Annotated in this window: 4 protein-coding genes; all 4 read left to right on the top strand. The window is 63.3% G+C overall.

Annotation, left to right across the window (positions count from 1 at the left end; translation table 11 throughout):
• The first annotated feature begins 376 nt into the window (after window positions 1–376).
• Window positions 377–1,588, top strand: coding sequence for a hypothetical protein (locus Q0176_RS05690; protein WP_299300113.1), 1,212 nt, complete (start codon window positions 377–379; stop codon window positions 1,586–1,588).
• 101 nt (window positions 1,589–1,689) lie between these two features.
• A complete protein-coding gene (gcvH, locus tag Q0176_RS05685; RefSeq protein ID WP_299300111.1) occupies window positions 1,690–2,097 on the top strand; it encodes a glycine cleavage system protein GcvH in 408 nt (135 codons plus the stop codon).
• Between the two features lie 19 nt (window positions 2,098–2,116).
• Window positions 2,117–3,427, top strand: coding sequence for an aminomethyl-transferring glycine dehydrogenase subunit GcvPA (gcvPA, locus tag Q0176_RS05680; RefSeq protein WP_299300109.1), 1,311 nt, complete (start codon window positions 2,117–2,119; stop codon window positions 3,425–3,427).
• A 2-nt stretch (window positions 3,428–3,429) separates the two neighbouring features.
• On the top strand, window positions 3,430–4,388 hold a 959-nt coding region (gcvPB, locus tag Q0176_RS05675), incomplete at its 3' end, for an aminomethyl-transferring glycine dehydrogenase subunit GcvPB (protein WP_299300107.1).

The raw sequence follows: 4,388 nt of genomic DNA, 5'->3' as shown, positions 1-4,388 counted from the left end.
GACAAAAATGAAAAGCCTCCTCTCGTTCCGCAGCCCTTCCCGGGGACCGGGGATCCGCTCCCCATGCGAAAAACGTACGGACCGTGCACAGGGGGCCGGGATCCTCCTCCCCGGCGGGTCCGCCCTGCAAATTTTCATTCCGCAGGTCTTTTCCGCAAACTTTCACGGATTTTCCCTCATACTCTCGCCATTTCCCGTAGGCTAATGATAAAATGGTAACCGGCTCCCGTAAGCTCAACTCATTTTCACTCCCTGCCCCTTCGGGGAGCTCGTTTGGGGATCACTCGGATAGGCAGGGTGCAACCGTTCCAAAGCGGTGGAAAAGGTGGAATTGTCGGGAAAGCGAAGTATCCGAACTTGTGAGGAGGGATTTTGCTTGATCAAGAAAACACCTTTGAACGACGTGCATCACAAGCTGGAGGGGCAGCTGACCGATTTCGGCGGCTGGGAGATGCCCCTGTGGTACAAGGCGGGGGCAGTGAAGGAACACCTTTTTGTCGTTGAAAAGTGCGGCATCTTCGACATCTGCCACATGTGCCTGGTCCGGGTGACGGGCAAGGACGCCTTCGGGCTCCTTCAGCTCTGCCTGACCCGCAACATCGAGAAGCTGGCCAAGGGGGCCTGCGGCTACACGATGATCCTCGACGAGAAGGCCCATGTCGTGGACGACTGCATCGTCTACAACATGAACGACAACCGGGAGGACTACCTGCTGGTCGTCAACTCGAACCGGGCCTCCATCGTGGCCGACCACCTGAAGAAGCACATGGGCTCCTTCAAGGCGGACGTCAAGAACGAGGACGGCGTGTTCGGCAAGATCGACCTCCAGGGGCCGAAGTCCGCGGAGATCCTGCGCAAGGTCCTCGAGAAGGGCTCCATCGACGGACTCAAGTACTTCCATTTCCTGGGCGACTACGACGCCGCAAAGAACAAGGACGTGCGCCTGAAGGGGGATATCCCCGTGCTGCTCTCCCGCACCGGCTACACCGGGGAGCTCGGCTTCGAGATCCTCTGCCCGATCGGCAAAACCGTCGACGTGTGGAACGCGCTCGTCGCGGCGGGCGGGGACGACATCCTCCCCTGCGGTCTGGCCTCCCGCGACTCCCTGCGGATGGGTGCGATCCTTCCGCTCTCCCAGCAGGACATCGGCCCGTGGCCCTTCGTCCACACCCCCTGGGACTTCGCCCTGCCTCGCGACAAGGAGGGCAAGCTGACCAAGTCCTTCCTCGGCTCGACCGTGTACGACAATCCCCCCGAGAGCTATACCCTGCCCTACTGCGGCTTCGACCCGCGCAAGGTGGACGCCCACCATGGCGCCAGGGTGCTGCTCGACGGGAAGGACATTGGGGTCGTCACCACCTGCTGCGTGGAGGTGGCGTGCAGCCGGGTGAACGGCAAGATCGTCAGCACCTCGAGTCCCGACAAGCCGGCGGACTTCAAGCCGAAGGGCCTCGTCGCGGGCTACGTCCGGGTGGACCGCAAGCTCGAGCCCGGTACGAAGATCACCCTGAAGGACGACCGCCGTTCCATCGAGGTGGAGGTCGTCGCCGACATCCGTCCGGGCCGCACGGCCCGCGTCGCCATCTGATCCCGAGCGGAGGAAATCTCGGGGCGACCGGCGGAGGGAAATGCGCGTGTTCCGGCAACAACAGGCTCCGTTCGTGAATACATTATAAGGAGGAATACCCTGTGAAAGCGTTTGACGAGCTGAATTTCAAAGCGGATGTTTCCTACACGAAGACCCACGAGTGGGCGAAGAAGAACGGCAACGTCGTTGTCGTGGGCGTGGACGACTACGCTCAGGGCGCCCTGGGCGACATCGTCTACGTCGAGCTCCCCGACGTGGGCGCGTCCACCAAGGCCGGCGCGGCCTTCGGTTCCCTGGAGTCCACCAAAGCGGTCAGCGACCTCAACGCTCCCGTCTCCGGCAAGGTCGTCAAGGTCAACGAGGCCCTTGCGGACTCCCCGGACCTGGTGAACACGGATCCCTACGGGGCGGCATGGATGGTTGAGATCGAGGTGTCCGACAGCAAGGACTTCGATGCCCTGATGAAGGTCGACGCCTACAAAGATTACGTCAAGACACTCGATCATTGACGAAAGGGGGGCGTATCCCATGAGATACCTGTCTCACACCCCGGAAGATCTCCGGGCGATGCTGGATACGATCGGGGTCAAAAAAGTCGAGGATCTCTTCTCGACCATTCCGGCTGAAGTACGTATGGACGGCCCCATCGACATCAAGCCCCGCACCGAGTGGGAGCTGACGGCCGAGCTCGGTGCCATGGCCGAGGCCAACTGCGACAGCGTGGCGTTCCTCGGCGCCGGATGCTATCCCCACCACATCCCGGCCCATATACCCTACCTCTCGAGCCGCTCCGAGTTCCTGACATCCTACACCCCCTATCAGCCGGAGGTCAGCCAGGGGACGCTTCAGGCCATCTTCGAGTTCCAGACGATGACGGCCAACCTGCTGGGCATGGAGGTCGCCAACGCCTCCATGTACGACGGCGCAAACGCCCTGGCCGAGGCCGCTATCATGGCCATCCACGTCAAGAGGAAACCGAAGGTGGCCTACTCCCGCCTGAACCACCCCCATTACATCCAGGCGATGAAGACCTACTTCCGGCCCGCGGGCTTCGAGGCCGTCGAGGTTCCCGTTCTCCCGAACGGCCGTACCGACTTCAGCAAAATCCCCGACGACGTCTCGGCCCTGGTCGTGCAGTCCCCCAACTTTGCCGGAGTGATCGAGGACCTCGAGGCCGCGGCCAAGGCGGCTCACGACAAGGGGATCCTGCTGATCGCCTCCTTCTCCGAGGCCATGGCCTGGGGGCTGCTCAAGAACCCCGGCAGCTGCGGTGCCGACATCGTCTGCGGCGAGGGCAGCAGCTTCGGCATCTCCCTGAACGCCGGCGGGCCCGGCGTGGGCATGCTGGCCTGCTCCATGAAGAACGTGCGTTCCGTCCCGGGACGCCTGGTGGGGGAGACCACGGACAAGAACGGCAACCGCTGCTTCGTCCTGACCCTCGCGGCCCGCGAGCAGCACATCCGCCGCGAGAAGGCCACGTCGAACATCTGCACCAACTCCGGCCACAACGCCCTGACGGCGGCGATGTACATGGCCTCCGCCGGGAGCGAGGGACTCCACGCCATCGCGAAGCTGAACCACGACAAGGCCGCCTACCTCAAGGCGGGGCTCGAGAAGGCGGGCTTCAAGCCGCTCTTCGACTCGCCGTTCTTCAACGAGTTCGCCATGAAGGCCCCGGCCGGCTTCGAGAAACGCTACGATGAGCTGGCGAAGAAGGGCTTCGTCGCGGGGCTCGACCTGGGCAAGTACTATCCGGAGTACAAGGGGGCGTGGCTCTTCTGCGCGACGGAAGTCCACACCCGCGAGGAAATCGACGCATTCCTGAAGGAGGTGGCCTGATTATGGGCGGCTATCCCGGAACCAAAGGCCTGGCCTTTAAAGAAGCGCTTCTGTGGGAGCGAGCGAGCAAGGGTCGCGTGGGGATCAGCATTCCTTCCCAGGATGTCCCGGAGAGCAAGCTGGACGCCTCCCTGACGGGACCGGCCCCGAAACTGCCGGAGCTGTCCGAGGTCGACGTCATCCGTCACTATACGCGCCTCTCCACGTGGAACTTCGGGGTCGACACGGGGATGTACCCGTTGGGCTCCTGCACCATGAAGTACAACCCCAAGATCAACGAGCGCATGGCCTCTCTGCCCGGCTTCGCGAACGTCCATCCCCTCATGCCGGAGGCCTGCTTCCAGGGCGCCCTCAAGCTCATGTACGAGCTTGAGCAGGACCTGATCAAGCTCACCGGAATGAAGGCCGCGTCGCTCCAGCCCTCGGCGGGCGCTCAGGGCGAGCTGACGGGGATGCTGATGATCCACGCCTACCACGCACACAAGGGCAAGCAGCGCAAAAAGGTGATCATGCCCAGCACGGCGCACGGCACGAACCCGGCGTCCGCGGCGATCTGCGGCTACACGCCCGTCCCGGTCGAGCTGAACAAGGACGGGATCGTCACCCCCGAGTCCATCCGCGAGATCATGGACGAGGACACGGCCGGCATCATGCTGACCAACCCCAACACCCTGGGCATCTTCGAGCGCCACGTGGCCGAGATCTCCAAGATCATCCACGAGAAGGGCGGGCTGGTCTACGGCGACGGCGCCAACATGAACGCCCTGATGGGCTACGTGGACGTGAAGAAGATGGGCGTTGACGTGCTGCACCTGAACGTCCACAAGACGCTGTCCACGCCCCACGGCGGTGGCGGGCCCGGCGCCGGCCCCGTCGTGGTGGGCGAGGCCCTGGAGCCCTTCCTGCCCGTGCCCCGCGTCCGCAAGGACGGTGACCGCTACTACCTGGATTTCAACATCCC

This window comes from uncultured Fretibacterium sp. (assembly GCF_938040765.1).
GTDB lineage: Bacteria > Synergistota > Synergistia > Synergistales > Aminobacteriaceae > CAJPSE01.
The sequence above is the reverse complement of the archived record's forward strand: the minus strand, read 5'-3'. Positions and strand labels throughout refer to the sequence as shown.

What these genes read in the sequence shown, in the direction of transcription:
- gcvPA (WP_299300109.1), top strand. Translation starts at nt 2,117, where the DNA reads ATGAGATACCTGTCTCACACCCCGGAAGATCTCCGGGCGATGCTGGAT.